The organism is Pseudomonas sp. NY5710, assembly GCF_013305665.1.
Classification (GTDB): Bacteria; Pseudomonadota; Gammaproteobacteria; order Pseudomonadales; family Pseudomonadaceae; genus Aquipseudomonas; species Aquipseudomonas juntendi.
Window position 1 is genome coordinate 2,933,848 of record NZ_CP045554.1, and the last position, 18,201, is coordinate 2,952,048.

At 63.3% G+C, this 18,201-nt stretch carries 16 protein-coding genes; 7 read left to right on the forward strand and 9 right to left on the reverse strand.

Annotated features, from left to right (window positions below; genetic code table 11):
* Genes GEV39_RS13275 through GEV39_RS13295 form a run of 5 tightly spaced genes read right to left on the reverse strand, consistent with a single transcriptional unit; the run spans position 1 to position 4,239 of the window.
* Positions 1-642, reverse strand: a complete 642-nt coding sequence (locus GEV39_RS13275; RefSeq protein WP_173889597.1) for a tetratricopeptide repeat protein — start codon at positions 640-642, stop codon at positions 1-3.
* Entirely contained in the window at positions 639-1,445 is an 807-nt protein-coding gene (locus GEV39_RS13280; protein ID WP_173889599.1) for an SDR family oxidoreductase, read from the reverse strand. Before GEV39_RS13280 ends, GEV39_RS13275 begins: the two co-directional genes overlap by 4 nt.
* The gene (locus GEV39_RS13285; protein ID WP_029887138.1) at positions 1,432-2,112 is read right to left on the reverse strand and encodes an iron-containing redox enzyme family protein; all 681 of its coding nucleotides are present in this window, start codon (positions 2,110-2,112) and stop codon (positions 1,432-1,434) included. The genes GEV39_RS13280 and GEV39_RS13285 overlap by 14 nt, the downstream gene beginning before the upstream one ends.
* An 8-nt stretch (positions 2,113-2,120) precedes the next feature.
* Positions 2,121-3,572, reverse strand: coding sequence for an AMP-binding protein (locus GEV39_RS13290; protein WP_173889601.1), 1,452 nt, complete (start codon positions 3,570-3,572; stop codon positions 2,121-2,123).
* The gene (locus GEV39_RS13295) at positions 3,562-4,239 is read right to left on the reverse strand and encodes a thermostable hemolysin (protein ID WP_125854253.1); all 678 of its coding nucleotides are present in this window, start codon (positions 4,237-4,239) and stop codon (positions 3,562-3,564) included. Before GEV39_RS13295 ends, GEV39_RS13290 begins: the two co-directional genes overlap by 11 nt.
* A 168-nt stretch (positions 4,240-4,407) precedes the next feature.
* Between GEV39_RS13295 and GEV39_RS13300 the strand changes: the two genes are divergently transcribed.
* Positions 4,408-5,463: a HEAT repeat domain-containing protein gene (locus GEV39_RS13300; RefSeq protein ID WP_144188517.1), complete on the forward strand. Its 1,056-nt coding sequence runs from the start codon at positions 4,408-4,410 to the stop codon at positions 5,461-5,463.
* Between the two features lie 78 nt (positions 5,464-5,541).
* Positions 5,542-7,158: an ATP-binding protein gene (locus GEV39_RS13305; RefSeq protein ID WP_173889603.1), complete on the forward strand. Its 1,617-nt coding sequence runs from the start codon at positions 5,542-5,544 to the stop codon at positions 7,156-7,158.
* A 5-nt stretch (positions 7,159-7,163) separates the two neighbouring features.
* On the opposite strand, the gene GEV39_RS13310 is transcribed toward GEV39_RS13305, so the two are convergent.
* Positions 7,164-9,152: an ATP-binding protein gene (locus GEV39_RS13310; protein WP_249414274.1), complete on the reverse strand. Its 1,989-nt coding sequence runs from the start codon at positions 9,150-9,152 to the stop codon at positions 7,164-7,166.
* Positions 9,153-9,394: 242 nt separating this feature from the next.
* On the opposite strand from GEV39_RS13310, the gene GEV39_RS13315 reads away from it, so the two are divergent.
* Entirely contained in the window at positions 9,395-10,081 is a 687-nt protein-coding gene (locus GEV39_RS13315; RefSeq protein ID WP_173889608.1) for a type 1 glutamine amidotransferase domain-containing protein, read from the forward strand.
* Positions 10,082-10,212: 131 nt separating this feature from the next.
* Entirely contained in the window at positions 10,213-11,019 is an 807-nt protein-coding gene (locus GEV39_RS13320; protein ID WP_173889610.1) for a CSS-motif domain-containing protein, read from the forward strand.
* A 22-nt stretch (positions 11,020-11,041) separates the two neighbouring features.
* On the opposite strand, the gene hppD is transcribed toward GEV39_RS13320, so the two are convergent.
* Positions 11,042-12,118, reverse strand: a complete 1,077-nt coding sequence (gene hppD, locus GEV39_RS13325; protein WP_173889612.1) for a 4-hydroxyphenylpyruvate dioxygenase — start codon at positions 12,116-12,118, stop codon at positions 11,042-11,044.
* A gap of 311 nt (positions 12,119-12,429) precedes the next feature.
* Between hppD and GEV39_RS13330 the strand changes: the two genes are divergently transcribed.
* Both GEV39_RS13330 and rarD read left to right on the forward strand, forming a co-directional pair.
* Positions 12,430-14,016 (forward strand): EAL domain-containing protein, encoded by a 1,587-nt coding sequence (locus tag GEV39_RS13330; protein ID WP_173889614.1) that lies wholly within the window; start codon positions 12,430-12,432, stop codon positions 14,014-14,016.
* Positions 14,017-14,049: 33 nt separating this feature from the next.
* Positions 14,050-14,937 (forward strand): EamA family transporter RarD, encoded by an 888-nt coding sequence (gene rarD / locus GEV39_RS13335; RefSeq protein ID WP_173889616.1) that lies wholly within the window; start codon positions 14,050-14,052, stop codon positions 14,935-14,937.
* Here the strand turns inward: rarD and GEV39_RS13340 are convergent.
* Positions 14,900-16,471, reverse strand: a complete 1,572-nt coding sequence (locus tag GEV39_RS13340; RefSeq protein ID WP_173889618.1) for a TerC family protein — start codon at positions 16,469-16,471, stop codon at positions 14,900-14,902. The two genes, rarD and GEV39_RS13340, sit on opposite strands and share 38 nt — an antisense overlap.
* A gap of 309 nt (positions 16,472-16,780) precedes the next feature.
* Here GEV39_RS13340 and GEV39_RS13345 point away from each other — a divergent pair, with 309 nt between their 5' ends.
* Positions 16,781-17,362 carry a LysE family translocator gene (locus GEV39_RS13345; RefSeq protein WP_173889620.1) on the forward strand — a complete coding sequence of 194 codons (582 nt, stop codon included), beginning with the start codon at positions 16,781-16,783 and terminating at the stop codon, positions 17,360-17,362.
* A gap of 36 nt (positions 17,363-17,398) precedes the next feature.
* Here the strand turns inward: GEV39_RS13345 and GEV39_RS13350 are convergent, their stop codons facing one another.
* A complete protein-coding gene (locus GEV39_RS13350) occupies positions 17,399-18,199 on the reverse strand; it encodes a helix-turn-helix transcriptional regulator (protein WP_173889622.1) in 801 nt (266 codons plus the stop codon).
* Between the last annotated feature and the right edge of the window lie 2 nt (positions 18,200-18,201).

Sequence of the window (18,201 nt, forward strand, 5' to 3'; positions counted from 1 at the left end):
TCAGTCCTGTTTGTCCTTGATTGCCTTGAGTAAAGCCGCGATATCCGCCCGCCGGCCTTGGTCCGCCAGTTCACGGCCCGGCCGCGGCGGCGCCTGCATAGCCTTGTGCAAGGCAGCAGTGGCTTCAGCGTAGCGCTTTTGCCGGTACAAGTGGTCGGCCCAGAAATAGTTGCTGTCGATGCCGTTGGGGTTGATCTTGAGGGCTTCGCGCAACAGCTGGTCCGCCTTGTCGCTGTCACCGAAGCCTATCGGCCAGCCCGGCACCTGATCGTAGAGCGTGCCAAGGCTGGTATAGGCCGAGCCCTGCAGCGCATCAGGGTCCAGCTTCATGGCCTGCTCCAGGCTCGCCTTGGCTGACTTGACCTTGCCCAGCGCACCGAGCCCGCCCACGGCGCCAGCCCAGCTGCTGTTGATGATGCCTTCCCAGATCAGCGGCTCGGGGGTGCCGGGGTGCTGCCTGACGAATGCCGCCGCATCACCGGACAACTGCTCGAAGGCATCGGCACGTTGGGCCTTGGGGGTCTGGTACTGGATTTGTGCCCAACGCTGTTGCAGCGCGCTGAGTTGCTGGTTGCCGGCTGGGTCCAGTGCCCAGGTGAACGGGGTGAACGCCAGCAGGCTGATGAAGGCCAGTCGCTTCATTTGCTCGACTCCTTGATATGGCCGCCAATGTAGCGGCGAATGACAGGCAATTGCTTGCGCAGGGCACGGTCGACCACCCCAGGCAACATGCCGTTGATGCGTACGAAGAGCTTTTCCGGCCACCCCAGATACAGCTCGCTGCGTTCCGACTGGACGGCCACGAGCACGGCGCGGGCGACATCAGCCGGGTCGTCCATGCCAACCTTCAGCGCCTGGTTGAGCGCGGTCGCGGCGCTGCTGTTCATGGTGGTGCGGGTGGCCCGCGGGGCGGCATACAGCACATTCACCGTGGTATCGGCCAACTCACGGCGCAACGCCTCGGAGAAACCGCGCAGGGCGAACTTGCTGGCACAGTAGGTGGCGTAGCCGGGGTAGCCGATCGAGCCGTAAGTGGAACCGACATTCACCACCAGCGCCTTGGGTTGCTCGCGCAGCAGGGGCAGGCAGGCACGGGTCAGCTGCAGGGGCGCCTTGATGTTGATGTCGAGCAATTCATCCAGCGCGTACTCGTCCAACTGGTCCAGCAAGGCAAAACGGTTTACACCGGCGGCATTGATCAGCACATTGACCCCGCCCATTTCACGGGCGCGGCTGACCACCTGTTCACGCCCGGTCGGCGTACGCAGGTCGGCCGTTTGCCAACGCAGGCGCTCAGGGTAGCGGTTCATCAGACCCGCCAGCTTGCCCATGTGCCGGCTTACCGCCAGGACCTGGGCACCGGCTGCACACAATTGCTCGGCCAGTTCCAGGCCGATGCCGCCACTGGCCCCGGTCAGCACCACCACCGACTCATGCAAGCGCATGCTGCACCTCGGCATGCTCAGTGCGTGGCAAACCTTCGAACATGGCGGTATACAGCTGGTACACCACCTTGGCGGCGTGCAGCACCGCCTGCTGGTCGGCCACGTCGTCCAGCCGGTCCATCAGGCTTTTGTAGGTGACCATGTGGTCCTGGTCCAGCGCGCCGTGGGAACTGAGGTAGCTGAAGGCCTGGTTGGGCAACCCGAGGGTGCTCTGGATCGCCCCGGCAGCATGGGTGGCCAGGGCGATGCTGGTGCCCTCCAGCACGTTGACCATGCCGAACAACCCCACCGGGTTGCCCCGTGCGATAAGGTCGTACAGATAGGCAACCATCAACTCGATAGGCAAGGCAGGCCGGCCGTCGCGTACCGCCTCCCAGTCCCCGCCACAGGCCTTGATATCGTTGAGGATCCACTGCTCGTGGCCGTACTCCTCCTGGATGTACTCGCACACCGCGCCGCGCAACCACTCCAGCCGCGCCGGCAGCCGCGCGCCGCACGCCATCATCAGCGGTACGGTATGGCGAACGTGGTAATAGGCCTGGGTGAGGAAGGCGATGTAGCTGGCCCGGCTGACCTGGCCGGCCAGCGCCTCGCGAATGACCGGCACCGCGAACAAAGCCTGACGTTCGTGGCTGGTTTGCAGCTGCAGGGTGTCGAAAAATGACATGGTAGACCTCATGACGGAATGTCGGACAACAAGGATTGATAACGCTGCAGGATCGCCTCACGGCGTGGGCGGCCATTGGCGGTCAGGGTGTGCTCGGCGACCGAGAATGGCGCTGGCAAACGCCGCCAGGCATGCACCCTGGCGTAGTCGGGCAAACTGGCATTACTGTGCTGCACGGCCTGCTCGATAGCCGCGTCCGTGGTGCCCGGGGCGAGCGGCCAGAGCAAGGCCACGTTGCGCGGCATGCCCTCGCCATGAACGAACGCCTGGGCGATCACCCCGCTCTGGGTCAGCTCGGCTTCTACCCATTCAGGGTTGACGTTGCGCCCGAAGCTGGTGATGAACTGGTGTTTCTTGCGCCCGTTCAGGTGCAGGTAGCCTTCATCATCGAAAAAGCCCAGGTCGCCGGTGGCCCACCACGCGGTTTGGCTGGGCGTGTCGCCCAGATAGCCAAGCAGCAGGGTCCCGGCAACCAGCACCTCACCGTCTTCGGCGATACGCACCTGCACATGCGGCAATGGCCGGCCGACACTGCCCGGGCGCACCGCACCGGGGCGGTTCAGCGCCACCACAGAGGCACATTCCGACAGCCCGTAGCCCTCGAATACCGGCAAGCCTACGGCCTCGGCCCGCGCCAGCAGGCTGGGCGCCACACGGGCGCCACCCACCGCAACGAAACGCAGCATGCCAACCCCCATCAGCCCGCGCTCGATTGCAGTGACCAGCCCCAGCAGCAGTTGAGGAACCAGAATCAGGCTTTGTGCGCCGCTCAAGGCGATGGCCCCGAGCAGCCGCTTGAAATCGACCTGGCTTGCCCCCCCCATGCCCAACTGGGCCTGTGGGTACAGCATGACACTGGCCCCTGCCAGCAAGGCGGCGTAAACGCCCAGGTTCTCCAGCAACACGCCCAGCGGAAGCACAGCGAGGTAGCGCCGAGGCTGCGTAGGCCGGCTGGCCTGTTCCAGTTCGTGTGCGACCCGCAACATGGCCTGCGCGCTCAGGCACACGCCTTTGGGGTTGCCGGTACTGCCAGAGGTGTAGGTGACCTTGGCGGTGCCTTCAGGCAGGGCCACCGCAGGCAGCGCTGGCCGCGACCAGAAGCCGTGCTGGTCGACGAAACCCAGCCGCCCGAGCAAGCTCTCCCAGGCGGGCGGGCCGAGCACCAGGCTGGCGCCGCTCTGTTGCAGGCAATGCTCCAACTGGGTTGGGCTGAAGAAGGTGGGCACCGTCACGCAGGCGCGCCCCGAGACCAGCGCGGCCAGGTCCCACAACAGCAGTTCGGGACCGTTATCCAGCCCCAGCACCAGCACACCGGCCTGACGCTGGCGCAGGGCCTCGGCACGCTGTAGCACCTCGGCAAGCAACTGCTTGTAGGTGTAGCGTGCACTGGCCCCTTCCAGCGCGGGCGCATCACCATGGGCCAGCAATGCCTGCCAGAAACGTTCAAGTTCAAGCGGCATGGCCGGTCTCCTCGTCCAGCACCGGAAAGCCCAGGCGGCGAAACACACCAGCGCTACGCAGCAAGTCGAAGCCTTGGCCGATTTCGCCCGCGTACACCTGCGGATGCTGGGCGTAATAGCTGCCCCATTGCGCAACGGGCTCGTCCAGGCGTGCCGGGTCGGCCTGCGCCAGCACTGTAGGTGCCAGGCCCAGGCGCTGGAAACTGTTGATCAAGGTGGAGGCACCGGTGAACGCCACCCACTTCAGCCCGCGGGTGGCAAGCAGCCAGGTCACGGCGGTGATCATGATGCGTGCGCTGCCGGCGCTCAGCGACGCCAGGTTGCCGACCTCGACCATGCACTCGCGCGCAACGGGCAGGCTGGTCAGTCGCGAAATCGCCGTTTCCAGGGGGACGTCCAGGTAATGCTCGAGAAACAACGGCCCACTGCTGGCCGGGCGCAGACCCGCCGCCGCAATCAAGTGCCCATGGCTATCCCGCAATGCCAACAATTCGGGCAAGTAGTGGTGCACATCAGCGTGGTGAACTTCAGCGAAACAGCGATGAATGAAGTGCTCGAGTTCTTCCCGGTCAGGGTCGCCCGGCAGGTGCAGGGACAAACAGCCGTGATGCGCTGCATGGGTGCCTATCGGCAGTGGGAGCAGGCTGCTCCACAGGGTATGGGTCATGGGACTCCCCCCTAATGAATGGGTTGAGCGAAGTATCAGTGACGAATCTGAAGGGAATCTGAAGCTGGCTGAACAAACGCCGGGAAACCGAAGGGGCGATAGCCAAGCCGTTGCTTTTATCTATCGCCTGGCCCAAGCTCAGCCCTTCTTGCCGCCATGGACCCCACGATGCCCAGACGCAACCGCTACCTGATCGCCGTGCTGCTGTTGATCCTGGTATCGGCGCTGTTCGGGTACCTGTGGCGCGATACCCCGCCAGCCCAGCCGGCCTTGCCGGCGCATAGCTATGCCAAGGCCCTGCGCCAGGCGCACGACGGTCGGCCCGGCGCTGCCAGGGTGCTTTACCAGCAGTTGCAACGCACCGACTTGCCCGCCATCCGGCGCGCAGCCCTGTACGCCGAGCTGCCCAACTACCCTTCGCCACTGGCCTTGAAAATCGCCCGGCAAGACCTGGAACACGCCGAGCCACTGGTGCGCCGTGCCGCCATCGCAGGTATCCGCCGGCTGCTGCCTGCCGCGCAGCGCAGCCTGGTGCTTGGCCCGCTGCTGGACGATGACGACCAAAGCGTGCGCTTCGCTGCCGTGGACGCCTTGCTTGGCCTTTCCCCGGATGACATAGGCCTGTATTTCGGCCCGCTGCAGGCGGCCCTGGAGCAATACCAGCAAGCGCTGGCGCAACAACCCGAGGAAGCAGACGCGCAAGTGCACCTGGCGCGCTTGTACATGCACGAAAATGACTACACCCAAGCTGCGGTAGCCCTGCAACGTGCATTGACCGTCGCCCCAGGCAACCTCGACGCGCTAGCCACCCAGGTGCGCCTGCTGGAACGTCAAGGCCAGCACGATGCCTCACGCCAGGTGCTCGGCAAGGCATTGGCCCTCAGCCCGGACTCGGCCTTCCTGCAATACCAGCTGGGGCGCTGGCTGATCCGCCACCAGCAACGTGAGTACGCCTTGCTGGCACTGTCCCGCGCGGTTGAACTGGACCCGGACAACGTCGATTACCGCTATACCCTGGCGGTGACCCTGCATGCGCTGGAGCAAGTTGATGCGGCGCAGAAGCAGCTGGAAACCGTGCTCAGCCAGCAACCGGCCAACCGTCGCGCGCGGGTGTTGCTGATCCAGTACTGGAAAGAATCCGGCCAACTTCAGAACGTGCAGGTGCTGCTGGCCGAGCTGGAGCAGCAAAACCCGGATGACCCCGCCCTGCAGCAAGGCCTCTAGGCCTGCCTGAAACCTGTTGAACCCTGAGCCTGTGCCCAGGGTCCAGTGGTTATCAGGCCACTCTGCAGGAGAATTGCCTTGGCCAGTTCGTTGGCGCTGGATGAACGTGCGTTGATCCTCGCCCCACCGCCGTTGGCGGCGCAAACCTCACACCTGCTGTCGGCGGCCGGCATCGATTGCCTGTGTGCCACCGACCTGGGGCACCTGCATGCGCGCCTGGCAGAAGGCGCCGGCCTGGCGATCATCGCCGAGCAGGTGTTCAACGCAGGCCCTAGTGCCCTGCTGCAGGCCTTTATCGACCAGCAACCGCACTGGTCGGATCTGCCCATCGTGCTGGTGACCCAGGGTGCATGGTCGGCCAGCCGCGTGCACAATCACCCGGTCGGCAACCTTACCCTGCTGGTGCCCCCTTTCGGCGACGACCAACTGCTGCACATGACCCAGTCCGCGCTGCGCCACAGGCGTCGGCAATACCTGACCCGCGACCAGCTTAAAAACCTGCAGCAGCGGCTGGATAACGGGCTCGCCCAGCCTGATGAGCCGACGGAGCGCTACGCCCAGGCCCGCTTCCAGGCGCGCAAGATGGAAGCTATCGGCCAACTCGCTGGCGGCGTGGCCCACGATTTCAACAACCTGCTCACCAGTATTGGCGGCAGTCTCGAGCTGATCGACCGGCGCCTCAAGCAAGGCCGCGCCGACGGCCTGGACAGTGTGTTGCGCCTGGGCCGCGAAGCGGTGTCACGCGCCGCCCGCCTGACCCACCGTCTACTGGCCTTCTCATGCAGGCAGTCGTTGCACAGCCGATGCGTCAACCTGCACACCCTGTTGCAGACCAAGCAGCTGAAGGCTCAACTCAAGCCTGGGATAAAGCTGCAGGTGAGCATCGCCAAAGGCCTGTGGAACGCGGAAGCTGACGACCGGCAATTGCGCGAGGCCCTCGACAATCTGATCCTCAATGCCTGTGAAGCCATGCCCAGCGGTGGCCTGCTGCGGATCGAGGCAACCAACCAGCATGTCTACAGCAGCCCCATGGCCGACGGCCCCCTGACCGCCGGCGATTACCTGCGCCTGAGCGTGATCGATAACGGCCAGGGCATGGCGCCAAGCACACTGGAGCACGCATTCGAACCCTTCTTCAGCACCAAAGCGACCAGCCAAGGCATCGGCCTGGGCTTGTCGATGGTGTACGGGTTCAGCAAGCAATCCCATGGCCATGTCACCCTGCACAGCCAAATTGGCAAGGGCACGCGGGTAGACCTGTACCTGCCGCGTCACATCGACCAGGCACCCTCGCCCGCCCAACCGTTGGTACCTGCGCAAGCCACACACGGCCACCGGGTGCTGTTGGTCGAGGACGACCTGCATGTTCGCGAACTGCTGTGCCAGGCCCTGCGTGACAATGGCTTCACGTGCCTGAGTGCGGCCAACGCCGAGGAGGGGCTTGAGGTGCTACGCGCCTCGCAACCCATCGACCTGCTGATCAGCGACGTAGGTTTACCCGGCATGAACGGTCGGCAACTGGCGGAGATTGCACGTAGCTTGCGCCCCCGGTTACCGGTGCTGTTCATTACCGGCTATGCGGAAACCGCGATGGCGCGCGAGGGCTTTCTGGGGTGCGATATGCACCTGATCTGCAAGCCATTCGAACTGCGACAGCTGCAGGAACAGGTGGCCATGATCCTTGGCCAACCCTGAGGGGCTCACTGTTCGAGCATGCGCAACGCCTGGTCTGCCAGGTCTGCCAGCGAAAACGGCTTGTTCATCAACGCTGTGCCAGGCTGTTCGAGCAACTGGGGCTCCACCGGTTGCCCCGCATAGCCCGTGATGAACAGGATGTTCTGCTGTGGCAGTTGCATGCGCATGGCCTTGGCCACCTGGCGCCCGCTGAAGCCGCCCGGCAAACCGATATCGGTGATCACCAGGTCGAACGGACCGTCATGGCGAAACCGCTCCAATGCGGTGTTGGCGTCGCTTGCGTCAACCACCTGGAAACCGCGCTCAACCAGGTATTCGCGCATGACCGCGCGCAAATTGAGCTCGTCATCCACCAGCAGCAGCCGCTCGCCCTGGGCCATGCGTTGCGGCCTTTGCACCGGTTTGCACTCATCAGGAAGCGGTTCGAACGTTCTGGGGAACAGCATCGACACCTTGGTCCCCTGGTTCGGCGCCGACTCGATCCACGCATAGCCCCCCGACTGGCCGACAAAGCCGTAGACCATCGACAGCCCCAGGCCGGAGCCACGGCCGATGGGCTTGGTGGTGAAAAACGGCTCGAACGCCTTGGCGATTTCCGCAGCCGACATGCCGTGGCCGTCGTCCTCCACATGCAAGGCCACATAGTCGCCTGGTGGCAGCCCGTTTTCGTCCGGGAAAGCGGCGGTCAAGCGTTCGTTGACGCTGCGGATCGTGACATTGCCACGTTCCAGGCACGCCTCGCGGGCGTTAGCACACAGGTTGATCAATGCATTCTCGAGCTGGGCGACATCCAGGTTGACCACCCACGGGGCGACGTCCAGTTGCCAGTGCAGACACAATTCTGCACCCAGGGTCCTGCGCAAAAGCGGCTCGCACAGGCGCAGCTGCCGGTTGAAATCCAGCGGCTTTGGCGCCAAGGGTTGATGGCGGGAAAAGGCCAGCAAACGGTGGGTCAGCTCCATGGCCCGCATCACCGAATCGCGCGCAACATCCACATAAGTACCGATCCGCTCCGGGCGCCCCTCCTGAAGGCGGCGCTGGAGCAGCTCAAGGCTGCCGCCGATACCAGAAAGCAGGTTATTCAACTCATGGCCCATGCCCCCGGCCAGTTGCCCCACGACTTCCATGCGTTCAGTGTTGCGCATCAGCGCTTCAGACTGGCGCGCGGCCTCTTCGCGGTCCTCGCTGATATCCTGGCCAACGACAGTCAGCAAGCGCCCATCGAAGCGCGCGCTCCAGCGAAAGGTCTGGTAATGCCCCTCGCGGTGCCGCAAGCGGGTCTCGATCTGATCGACGCTGCTGGCTTGCAATAGCGCGGACACAACCACCTGCACCTCGGTCCGGTCTGCCGGGTGCACCAGCTCCAGTACCGACAACCCCTGGACCTGTTGCTCGTCCCAACCCAGCACCCGGTGCCAGGCGGGGTTGGCGGCGTGCACCTTCAGCTCCGGGGTAACCATCATCATCGCATCCCGAGACATCTGCCAGATCTGCTCGCGCTCCAGCACATGGCGCTCGACCTGCCGCTCGAAGTCTTGCGCCTGCTCGCGCCAATGCCGGTGGGCCTCGACGCTGGCAGTGGTTTCGATCACCGTATGCAGAAAGCCCGCGACCTCGCCTTGCTCATCGTGCAGGGGCGCGTAACCGAACGCGCACCAGAGGGGCTCGCCGCGCGCGTCACTGCCGATGCGCAAGGGAGGGTCCTCGACAAAGCTCGACTGCCCTTCCAAGGCCTTGAAAACCCAAGGGCCGACTGCCGGCCAGGCTTCGCGCCACAGCGTATCGAACGCCTGGCCGAGCCCATCGGCAGCGCCGCCGCGCAATGCACGGTAGGCATCATTGTGCACCACCGTCAGGTCTGGCCCCCAGACCACGGCACAGGGGAACGGCGACAGGTGCATCATATCGACAGCAATGCGCAACGAAGCCGGCCAGCGCGGCAGCGGCCCTAGCGAGGTGCGGCTCCAGTCCAGTTGCACGATCCGGTCGTCCATCGGCCTGCGGGCTGCGGCAGCAGGCGGATGAAGGCTGATCTGTGGCTCAAGGCCAAGTGATGATTTTTTGGCGACCAATGTCATGGCTCCAGCATAGCCAAGGGGCTCTGGGTAATGCTATTGAAGTTAGCACAGCACGTACTGCCCACCATGGCGGACTTCAAGGTGGCAGCTATGCTCATTAGGTTTTCCCTCGGGCCAGGGAGCGTCGGCCCACCCTGGCTGCCCACGGGAGTATGGTCATGAGCAAAAAAATGCTGGTAGTGCTAACCAACACCGCCAAGTACCCGGCTCTGAAGCGGGCGACAGGGCTATGGCTGGGTGAAGCCGTGCACTTTGCCGCCAAGGCCGAAGATGCCGGCTATAGCCTCGATTATGTCAGCCCTCTGGGCGGTTATGTCCCGGTTGACCCACATAGTCTGCAGATGGCACCGGACCTGGACTGGCAGTGGTATGACAACAAGTCTTTCATGACACGCCTGGGCCGCACGCTGAGCCCTGGGCAAGTAGTCGTCGGCGAGTACAGCGCCATCTATTACACCGGCGGGCATGGCGTAATGTACGACTTTCCCGACAACCAGCCGCTCCAGGCGCTGGCGCGCCAAATATACGAGAACGGCGGCGTGGTGGCGGCGGTGTGCCATGGCGTGGTCGGCTTGCTCAACGTCAAGCTGAGCGACAACAGCCTGCTTTTGAAAGACCGTCAGGTGACGGGTTTTTCCAACACGGAAGAGAAACTGGTCGAGCTGGACAAGGTAGTACCGTTCCTGACGGAGAACGAGCTGCGCGCCCGTGGCGGTCGTTACAGCAAACATGACGATCCTTGGCAACCTTTCGTGGTGGCCGATGACCGGCTGATCACCGGGCAGAACCCAGCCTCAACAGCGTTGCTGGCCGACAAGGTGCTGGCCCAGCTGGCAGGCAGATAACGCTTACGCAGGTTTGCGCAATTACTGTCACGCACGCTTTCTTCGGCCTACAGCCGTACGAGCGTTGAAAACCTAGGCTTTGGGCTCGGCTGTTCAACTGGAACAGCGTTGCAGCGGAGCGCAATAGGTCTATGTCGTACATCGTCAACGCCGGGCGTAGCATGCTGGAGTTGCTGTTGCTCATCGTGGTGGGGCTGGTGCCCGTGGTTTCCGGGTTGCTGGTGATGATCCTGCAACTGCAAACGAAACTTGCGGAAAACGCGACTATTTCCGTGAAGGAAGCGGTTTACAGTGTCGATCAGGCATTCAACCGCATGCAGGAAACTGCGTTGCGTTCACTACCGCTGGCCGGGCAGCCTTGTGCGAGCGCCATGAACACTTTGCAGGATCAAGTCACCAGCCTGTCCATGCTCAGGTCACTCACGCTGGTAAAGGACGAGCAGGCCTATTGCAGTACTACGCCGGACCCGCTGGAGGATTTGACCGCATTTGCCACATCTGGCCGCCAGGTCGAGATTTCCTATGGGCTCGCCGACACCCGCCGCAAACTGCTGGTAAACCTGTATACGGCCGACAATAACCAGGGGGTCATCGTCACGGCATATGCCTCGCAGCTTCGCAGCGAGCTGGACGCTTTCCAGGACGGGTTGACGCTGCTGCTGGAATTCGACGACCGCTACCTGTGGAGTGGCGGCGACAGCCGCGCCGGCGCCCGCCCCTCGCAGGACGAGTTTTCGACCAGCATGCTTTCGCAGAAATATGGATACCGGGTCGTAGGCGGCTATGCCGAAGGCTTCACCGCGCGGGAGATTCGCCAGTCGATGCGCCAGACCCTGCCCTCCCTGATGCTGGTGGGGGTTCTGACCGCCTCGGTGGTTTTCCTGGCGCTGATGAAAGGGCGCGCCAACAGGCGTGGCCGCGCCGCCGAAGGGACATGACGGCGGCGCTACCACCAGCGTATCAGTCGGTGCTCAGCACGCCGCGACGCACCTGATCACGCTCGATGGATTCGAACAGGGCCTTGAAGTTACCTTCACCAAAGCCGTCGTCGCCTTTACGCTGGATGAACTCGAAGAACACCGGCCCGAGCAGGGTTTCCGAGAAGATCTGTAGCAGCAGGCGCTTGTCTTCCGGCTGCGAGGCGCCGTCGAGCAGGATACCCCGCGCCTGCAACTGATCAACCGGCTCGCCATGGCCGGGCAGGCGCTCTTCGAGCATTTCGTAATAGGTTTGTGGCGGCGCCGTCATGAAGCGCATGCCGAACCCCTTCAGCGCGTCCCAGGTCTTGAGCAGGTCATCGGTCAGGAAGGCAACATGCTGGATGCCCTCACCGTTGAACTGCATCAGGAACTCCTCGATCTGCCCGGCGCCCTTGGACGACTCTTCGTTGAGCGGAATGCGGATCATGCCATCCGGGGCGGTCATCGCCTTGGAGGTCAGGCCGGTGTACTCACCCTTGATGTCGAAGTAGCGAATTTCACGGAAGTTGAACAGCTTCTCGTAGAAGCCCGCCCAGTAGGCCATGCGCCCACGGTAGACGTTGTGGGTGAGGTGGTCGATGATCTTGAGGCCGGCACCGACCGGGTGGCGGTCGACACCCTCGATGAAGTTGAAGTCGATGTCGTAGATCGAGCTACCTTCCTCGAAACGGTCGATCAAGTACAGTGGCGCACCGCCAATGCCCTTGATCGCCGGCAGGCGCAGTTCCATCGGGCCGGTTTCGATTTCTACCGGCTGCGCGCCCAGTTCCAGCGCACGGGCATAAGCCTCATGGGCATTGCGCACACGGAAGGCCATGCCACATACCGATGGGCCATGTTCCGCGGCAAAATACGACGCGATGCTTTTAGGTTCGTTGTTCAGAATCAGGTTTATGCCACCCTGCCGATACAGGTGCACATTCTTGGAACGGTGAGTCGCGACCTTGGTGAAGCCCAGCATCTGGAATACCGGCTCCAGCACGCCTGGGGCCGGGGCCGCCAGTTCGATGAATTCGAAGCCCATCAGGCCCATTGGATTTTCAAAGATATCTGCCATGTTCGTGTCCTCATCTGCAGCTAAAAATTAATGATTGCGTGGGATGCGGAACAGAAATGGCGGGGAGCACGGGATCCCTCGCACGCTACGGGCGAGGAAGTCACCTATGATCAGCTTGAACCCATGGTATGTCATATGGACCCATTCTCGGCGGGCTTGATCCTTCGGCACTGAAGGACCTTATTGTTTTATTCGTAAACCGATTCTACATTGCGTAAATCCCTTTGTCGCGTTTTTGTTAAGGCCTCTGCCCGACTAACGGCTATGCTCTGTTGACCCTTCAGCGTAGCCCTTCAACGTAGCCACCCAGCATGCCCCTTACAGCCAAACACCGCAGCGTCTTCAGTTGGCGCACCCTGCTACCGCTGGTGGTCGGCATGGTGCCGGTAGTGAGCGGCCTGGCGATCATGAGCTGGCAGATCGAACGGGAAATGCAGGCCAGCAGCCACGCCACCACGCGGCACGTGCTCGGCCATATCGAACATATCCTTGACAACCTGTCGAGCGCCGCCGACAGCTTGCTGGCGCACACCGACGTTCCCTGCGAGCAAGCCCAGTTGCTGCTGCGTACCCAGGTCACGCGCAACGCCTTCGTGCGCTCCACCAACCTGTTCAGGCACAACAGCATTTATTGCACGTCGCTGTTCGGCGCATTCGATGAGCCAGTCAACTCCGCTGACTATGTCGATGGCAAACTGTGGCTGATGGATGGCAACTCGGTCACCCCCGGCCACCCACTGTTGGTGTACAGGGCCAGCCAAGGGGACCACGGCGCAATCAGCACGGTCGACGGCGATCACCTGCTGACGGCGCTGCGTTTGATAGGCGCCGACGAAGCGTTGTACATTCGCGTCGGCGACGCCTGGATGGGCAAGGACGGCATCGTGCACCATGGCCAGCCACCGGTCGCTGACCACGCCAATGTGCTGCTGGCCTCCACGCGTTATCCGCTAAGCGTACAGGGCGGGTACAGCGCCGCCGAGCAAAGCCGGCTGTGGCGCAGCCATTACCCGGCCCTGCTCGGCATGCTGCTGGTCCTGGGCGTGGTCGCCGGCCTGGTATGCCACTGGCAGGTGCGCCGTGCCAACTCACCCCGCGCCGAGCTGAGGCGGGCGCTGGAGGCCGACGAATTCCTGCCGTACTTCCAGCCGGTGGTGCGCAAGGGAGATTACCGCTGGGCCGGCGTCGAAGTGTTGATGCGCTGGAACCACCCTCAAGAGGGGCTGGTACGCCCCGACCTGTTCATCCCCTATGCGGAGCACAGCGGGCAGATCGTGGCCATGACCCGGGCACTGATGATGCACACTGCGCAAGCGCTGGCGCCCTATGCGACGTTGCTGGAGGACGGCTTCCACGTGGGCATCAACATCACGGCCGACCACTGCCGCGACCTGACCTTGCTGGAGGACTGCCGGACGTTCCTGCAGCACTTCCCCCCAGGCCGGGTAGTACTGACCTTGGAGCTGACCGAGCGCAAGCTCATCGAACCCACCCCCGTGGCGCTTGAACTGTTCGAGAAGCTCGATGACATGGGGGTGAAGATCGCACTCGACGATTTTGGTACCGGCCAGTCCAGCCTCAACTACCTGCTTCAGTTCAAGGTCGATTACCTGAAGATTGACCAGCGCTTCGTGGCCATGATCGGTGCCGATGCGCTGTCGGTGCATATCCTGGAAACCATCATCGAACTGTCAGCCAAACTGGGCCTGGGCATTGTCGCCGAAGGTGTGGAAACCGAAACGCAGCGCGATTACCTGGCTCGCCATGGCGTGGACTATCAGCAAGGCTACCTGTTCGCCAGGCCCATGCCTGCAGATCAGTTTCTCGAAGCGCTGGCCACCCGCCCGGGCGCCTCGCGGTTGCCGCAAGCCGCGCCCCCTGAGATCATCGGCGGCTGACCTAACCGCTCCACTCCTGTATTCGAGGCATTCGTGTCAAAAGGCATTGTTTCATCCGTCGTGGCGTCCTGCATGTTCGCCGTGATGTACTTCTATACTTCGTTGCTCAGGCCACTCGATGGCGAAGAGATATTCGGCTGGCGCACGCTGCTGACCCTGCCCTGCCTGACCTTGTTCATGCTGGTTTCCAAAGACTGGAAACGCGTCGGCCAATTGCTGGGGCGAGTGCGCCGCACGCCGGTGCTACTGCTCGGCATGCTCGGCACTTCGTGGCTGATGGGGGTGCAATTGTGGCTGTTCCTGTGGGCGCCCCTGCACGGGCGCAGCCTGGAAGTGTCGATGGGCTACTTCCTGCTGCCACTGGCCATGGTCCTGACCGGGCGACTGGTGTATGGCGAGCGCCTGTCACGCCTGCAGGCCGTGGCCGTGGCCAGCGCCGCACTGGGTGTGGGCCACGAAATCTACCAGCATGGCAGTTTCGCCTGGGAAACCCTGGTGGTGGTGACCGGTTACCCCGTCTACTTCGTACTGCGCCGGCGCTGCGGCACCGACCACCTCGGTGGCCTGTGGTGCGACATGTGCCTGCTGCTGCCGTGGGCGCTGTATTTCGTGATCCAGGGGCCGCTTTCCAGCGCCGACCTGCAGGCGCACCCAGGGTTGTACGCACTGATTCCGCTGCTGGGGGCGATCAGCGCCTGCGCCCTGATCGCCTACGTGCTGGCCAGCCGCTTGCTGCCGTTCAGCCTGTTCGGCCTGCTCAGCTACGTCGAACCCGTGCTGCTGGTGGGCGTGGCGTTGCTGCTGGGCGAAACCATCGGCCCAGACCAGTGGTTGACATACCTGCCGATCTGGGCCGCCGTGCTTGTGCTGGTGCTCGAAGGTTTCAAGCACCTGCTGCGTCAACGTCGCCGTTCGGTGTAAGGCGCACCTGCCTTACCCGCCGTTCTTCGATCGCCTCCACGGTCAGCGTCCAGCCATTGCAACGCAGCTGATCACCCACCATTGGCAGGCGGTCGAGCAGGCTCATCACCAGCCCGGCGAGGGTCTGATAGTCCTCGGTGGCCCGGGCGCTGAAGCCGGTACGCGCCTGCACCTGGCTGAGGTTCAAGGCACCACTGACCACGAAACCCTCACCTTCCTGCACGATGCCAGGGCCGTCAACTTCGCTGGCATCCGGCAGTTCGCCAGCAATCGACTCCAGGATGTCGGTCATGGTCAGCAGGCCAGTGAAGTCACCGAACTCGTTGACCACGAAGGCAATGTGCGTGGACTGGTCGCGCATCTGCTCCAGGGCGTTGAGGATACTGAAGCTTTCCAGCAGGTTCAGCGGTACCCGGGCCATGCCTTCCAAGTCGGGCTGGTTACCCGACAGCAGCTCCTTGAGCAGCTCTTTCTTGTGCACGAAGCCCAAAGGCTCGTCGATTCGGCCGCCGCGTATCAGCGGCAGGCGCGAATACGGCGAGTTGGCCAGGGCCTGGGCAATGGCCTCGGGCGGCTGCGCCAGGTCAATCACGTCGACCTCGGTACGCGCGGTCATCACCGTGCGAATCGGCCGCTCGGCCAGGTTCAGCACGCCGCTGATCATCACCCGCTCGCGCCGGTCGAACAGCACCTGTGCTTCGCCACCCTCGACCAGGTCGGCGATTTCCTCGCCCACCTCGTCAGCTTCGACGCGACGGCCGCCCAGCAGGCGCAGCACGGCATGCGCAGTGCGCTCACGTAGCGGCTTATGCTGCTGCAGGCTGCGCTTGCGCCGGGCACGGGCCAGCTGGTTGAACAGTTCGATCAGGATCGAGAAGCCAATGGCCGCGTACAGATAGCCTTTGGGTATGTGGAAGCCCAGGCCTTCGGCGGTCAGGCTGAAACCGATCATCATCAGGAAGCCCAGGCACAGCATGATTACCGTGGGGTGGGCATTGACGAAGCGGGTCAGCGGCTTACTGGCAACGATCATGATGCCGATCGAGAAGATCACCGCGATCATCATCACCGACAGATGCTCGACCATCCCTACCGCAGTGATCACGGCGTCCAGCGAGAACACCGCATCCAGCACCACGATTTGCGCAACGATGGGCCAGAACGCAGCATGACGCAGTGTGCCGCTGGCTTGGGTCACATGCCCTTCAAGGCGTTCATGCAACTCCATGGTGGCCTTGAACAACAGGAACACACCACCGAACAGCATGATCAGGTCACGGCCAGAGAAGCTCTTGCCGAACACCTCGAACAGCGGTGCCGTGAGGGTGACCATCCAGGAAATGCTGGCCAGCAGGCCCAGACGCATGATCAGCGCCAGGCTCAAGCCAATGACCCGGGCACGGTCGCGTTGCTGCGGGGGCAGCTTGTCCGCCAGGATGGCGATGAACACCAGGTTGTCGATACCCAGCACCAGCTCGAGGACGATAAGCGTCAACAGGCCTAGCCAGGCCGTAGGATCGGCTAGCCATTCCATTAGCGGGTACTCACGAGGGCAGCGTCACGAGGACGGGGAAGGTTTGGCCAGGACGGCCACGAACTGGGGGGCTCCGCGAAGGTGCTCATATGGACCTTGATAACAATTAGGGAGAATGATGCTACAAGGACATCAGGATTGTCCGACAGCGTAAAACTATTACAAAACCTGTAACAGGCCGGCGGGCGGAATGAGGCCGGCCGCTGGGCGCACATTTCGACGGGTCGCCTGGTGCGGGTACTTTTGTTCAATACACCCCACCCCGCGACCGGCCAGCATAGCCGCCTCACAACAAAATGGATCTCCTTCATGAGCTTGTCCCTCTCCATGGCCGCCTTCGCACTGGCGGCTTCCATCTCCCCCGGTCCGGTCAATATCGTCGCGCTCGGCAGCGGTGCCCGCCATGGCCTGCGGGCCAGCCTGGGCCATGTGACCGGCGCCACGCTGGGCTTCTGTGTGTTGCTGGTGCTGGTCGGCCTGGGCCTTCACCAACTGCTGGTGCGCTGGCCGGTGCTGGGCCTGCTGTTGCACTGGGGCGGTGTGGCGTTCCTGCTGTACATGGCATGGAAACTGGCCAGTGACAGCGGCGAGCTGGGCAGCACACACTCCGAGCAGGCACCGTCGGCCTGGCATGGCGCCGCCATGCAGTGGCTCAACCCCAAGGCCTGGTTGGCAGCGGTGGCCGGGGTTGGCGCCTACACGAGCGGCGAGCAGCATCTGCTGTGGCTGTTCACCTGGATCTACGGGCCAATCTGTTTCGTTTCGGTAGCGTGCTGGGCCTGGGCTGGGAGCGTTATCCGCCAGTACCTGGGCAACCCGCGGCATATGCGCCTGCTCAACCGAGGGTTGGCCGTGCTGCTGTGCGGCAGTGCGCTTTACCTGGTGATCTGAGGCCGGCCCGGCCCGCCTTTGGCGGCAGACGCTGGCCTATGCAGGCGTGCACGCGCGGGCGCCAGCATTGCGGTAATGCCCCGGTGTTGCCGCCAGGTGCTGCTTGAAGGCGCGCTGCAAGTGCGCCTGGTCGGCGAAACCGACTGCTTGTGCCACCTCGGCGATAGCCCGCCCTTGGCGCAGCTGCGCCCGCGCCAGTTGCACGCGCTGGTCAAGCAGATAGCCGTGGGGGGTCAGCCCGAAGTGCTGGCCAAACGCCCGGATCAGGTAGGAACGCGAAAGGCCACAGGCAGCACAGATATCCTCAAGCCGCAGTGCATCGCAGCGATGGGCACGGATGAACGCGGCTGCGGCCTCCAGCCGTGGGTTACGCACTTCGGCGACCTGCGCACTGCCCTGCAGCAGGGCGGGCAATTCGCGGAACAGCGCGACCAGGCGCGCCTCGCGGTCCGGTACAGTGGCATCGAACAGCTCGGCAAAAACCTGCAACAGCCGCTGGTACAGCACGGCAGAGGTGCTGAGTGGCTGCACCGGCAAGGTGAACCCCAGCGCTTGCAGCCACGGCCAGTCGACGAACAGCATCAGGTAGGACCACGGCTCCCCTGCAATCGGGTTGCAGGTATGCACGACCCCAGGGTTCATCAGGACGGTAGTGCCCGCCGCAACCTCATGGCGCTGATCGCCATTGAGGTAAGTGCTACGCCCACCGGTGATCACCCCAATGGAAAAACTTTCGTGGGAGTGCGCGGCGTAGCACACCTGGCGCCCGTCACCTACCTTGCGGGCCTCGACAAAGGGTAGCGCAGGGTCGCGCCAGAACCGTGATACCTCGATCATTG